We start from the raw sequence: 2,644 nt of genomic DNA on the forward strand, positions 1-2,644 counted from the left end.
AGTATGTTCGTTAATCATAATGTGCCCTCAAACAAGATTTGAAGATCTGATCATGACATTGAGATTTAGTTCAAAAAAATCCCCGCTAATTTCTTAGCAGGGATTTGTGTATAAGAGACAGCTAATTAGCGCCTTTTTGCATTATGGCTAAATATAAATTTAATGCTGATTGATCATGTGCGTTGCTAGTTGAGAGAATGATTGCTTTAAGCCTTCACGTAACAACGGATTGTCTATTTCTATATCCAGCGTTTTATTCATGCAGTACATCCACTGATCGCGCAATGCTTTATCTACAGTAAAAGGCATATGTCTTTTACGTAGCATTGGCTGGCCATGTTTTTCAGTAAATAGGTTTGGTCCGCCTAACCAACCAGATAAAAATTCAAAAAATACTTGGCGAATTCGATCTAATGGCAGAGGATGCATATCATATAACGGTTTAGCGTATTCATCTGACTCCATTATGTCGTAGAATCGATTGGAGATAGCTCGCGCCCCTTTCTCTCCACCTATTATTTCATACGGTGTTTTTTCAGGAGTAGGAGCCTGTTGCTCGGGAGCCGGCTTAGATTTAGAAAAAAGTCGTTTAATCATATTACTTATCATTGTTAATAGGCAGTTTATAGCTGCAAAGAGGTTGCTTTAAAATGGACAAATATGCGGTTTTTGGAAATCCAATTAAACATTCAAAATCCCCCGCGATACATAAACAATTTGCTGTATCACTGGGTGAGCAAATCGACTATCGCGCAATATTAGCACCTATCGATAACTTTGAAAAAACAGTATTGTCTTTTTTTGAGCAAGGCGGTGTGGGTGCTAACGTTACAATGCCATTTAAAGAGCAAGCTTATGCAATGGCTGATGAGCTTACCCCATTAGCCAAAATAGTAGGGGCTGTTAATACATTAAAAAAACGAGATGATGGCTCATTACTCGGTGATAACACCGATGGTGTGGGCTTTGTAAATGATTTACTCGCTAATGAAGTAGCCATAACTAATAAACGCATTTTAATCATAGGTGCGGGCGGTGCTACTCGAGGGGTTATTTTACCTTTGTTAGAGCATAACCCTCAGGAAATAATAATAGTTAATCGCACAGCACAAAAAGCCAAAGAACTCGCAGAGCTGTTTACCCAATATGGACCAGTATCTGGCTTTGGTTTTGATGATTTACCAGTAAGCGATTACTCACTAATTATAAACTCTACCTCTAGCAGTATGAATAACGAACTTCCAGCACTTGATAAAAAACACATAACTAACTGTGAAGTCGCTTATGACATGTTTTATTCACTGCAAAATACCATTTTTATGAATTGGGTTGCACAGCATAATATTAACGCTAAGCTTTTAGATGGCAGTGGCATGTTAGTTGGTCAAGCTGCTCAAGCATATTATGTATGGCGTAATAAAATGCCAAAAATACTTCCCGTCGTTGATGCGCTCAAACAAGGAACGCTTAAATGAATCAGGCAATACAATTTATAGATAGGCTAGAGTTTAGAGAGCCCGATCATCAGTTAGTATTTTTTGCACAAGTTAGTGGCATGCTGGTGGAGTGTGTAATAGAAGTAAATACACTTAAACTAACAGACGAAAGTCACGCAACAGAGTATTTTGAAAAGTATCGTTTTGATTACGAAGAACGTGCCGAGGAGCTTATGGAAGAAGAGAGCTATAACTCGGCAGGCCAAATTGAAGTAAGCTTATTAACTTAAATTAGCTATTTCAGCTAAGTACTCATCTTTAAGTGATACATAGTTATCGGCAGATATTTTTAAAAAGGCAAGTTCTTGCTCCGTTAGAGGGCGGGCTTGCTTAGCCGGACTCCCTACATATAAGTAACCAGACTCTAAGCGTTTGTTTGGGGGTACCAAAGATCCTCCACCTATAATTACATCATCTTCAACAACCACGTTATCCATAATAATGGCGCCCATACCTACAAGTATACGGTTTCCTAATATACATCCGTGCAGCATTACCTTATGACCTACAGTTACATCGTCACCTATAATAAGTGGATAACCATCTGGATTGCTTTTAGTTGCACGAGATAAATGCAATACACTGCCATCTTGTATATTGGAGCGTTTACCAATACGTATATAGTTAACATCGCCTCGGGCTGCTACTAAAGGCCAAACACTACTATTATCACCTAAAGTAATATCACCAACCAAAACTGATGACTCATCAATATAAACAGACGAATTAAACGAAGGAGTTACACCTTTATAAGAACGGATTGCCATATTTAGTACCTTTTAGATAATAGTTATTAGCTTTGAGTGTATCAGCAAGGTCATTTTTGTACTATAAAAGGCACCGTTTGGTTACAAAACTATCAGTTTTAGGGGGTTTAGTTCAGATACTGACCGAACAGCATCTTTTTTTACTTTTTCTTTAAAAAAGTACTTGCGTAAAAATCTGTTCTCCCTATAATGCGACCCCACTGAGACGGGAAACGCCGAAGCATAGCAAGGCACGAACTACTCACAGAGTTAAGTAAAACTTCGGTTTTAAATCTTCCAAAAGAAAATTTAAAACAAAGTATTGACTCGAAAAATAAAGGGTGTATTATTCGCATCCCTTGAGACGCTAAAGCGACTCAAAACGTTCTTTAACAATATAAA

General features: G+C 37.9%; 4 protein-coding genes. 2 read left to right on the forward strand and 2 right to left on the reverse strand.

Annotated features, from left to right (window positions below; genetic code table 11):
* Window positions 1–159 precede the first annotated feature (159 nt).
* Complete coding sequence (locus H5088_RS20035; RefSeq protein WP_004335148.1) at window positions 160–597, reverse strand: group II truncated hemoglobin; 438 nt, start codon at window positions 595–597, stop codon at window positions 160–162.
* Window positions 598–650: 53 nt separating this feature from the next.
* Here H5088_RS20035 and aroE point away from each other — a divergent pair, with 53 nt between their 5' ends.
* Together aroE and H5088_RS20045 are read left to right on the forward strand one after the other, a co-directional pair.
* Window positions 651–1,475, forward strand: a complete 825-nt coding sequence (gene aroE, locus H5088_RS20040) for a shikimate dehydrogenase (RefSeq protein ID WP_182754395.1) — start codon at window positions 651–653, stop codon at window positions 1,473–1,475.
* Complete coding sequence (locus H5088_RS20045; RefSeq protein WP_182754398.1) at window positions 1,472–1,726, forward strand: DUF1488 family protein; 255 nt, start codon at window positions 1,472–1,474, stop codon at window positions 1,724–1,726. Before aroE ends, H5088_RS20045 begins: the two co-directional genes overlap by 4 nt.
* On the opposite strand, the gene H5088_RS20050 is transcribed toward H5088_RS20045, so the two are convergent.
* Window positions 1,718–2,263 (reverse strand): gamma carbonic anhydrase family protein, encoded by a 546-nt coding sequence (locus tag H5088_RS20050; RefSeq protein WP_002959868.1) that lies wholly within the window; start codon window positions 2,261–2,263, stop codon window positions 1,718–1,720. The two genes, H5088_RS20045 and H5088_RS20050, sit on opposite strands and share 9 nt — an antisense overlap.
* Window positions 2,264–2,644 lie beyond the last annotated feature (381 nt).

It is taken from the genome of Pseudoalteromonas sp. SR43-3, from assembly GCF_014163875.1.
GTDB lineage: Bacteria > Pseudomonadota > Gammaproteobacteria > Enterobacterales > Alteromonadaceae > Pseudoalteromonas > Pseudoalteromonas distincta.

Coding starts and splice junctions, on each gene's coding strand:
- aroE (WP_182754395.1), top strand. CDS start 651: ATGGACAAATATGCGGTTTTTGGAAATCCAATTAAACATTCAAAATCC.
- H5088_RS20035 (WP_004335148.1), bottom strand. CDS start 597: ATGATTAAACGACTTTTTTCTAAATCTAAGCCGGCTCCCGAGCAACAG.
- H5088_RS20045 (WP_182754398.1), top strand. CDS start 1,472: ATGAATCAGGCAATACAATTTATAGATAGGCTAGAGTTTAGAGAGCCC.
- H5088_RS20050 (WP_002959868.1), bottom strand. CDS start 2,263: ATGGCAATCCGTTCTTATAAAGGTGTAACTCCTTCGTTTAATTCGTCT.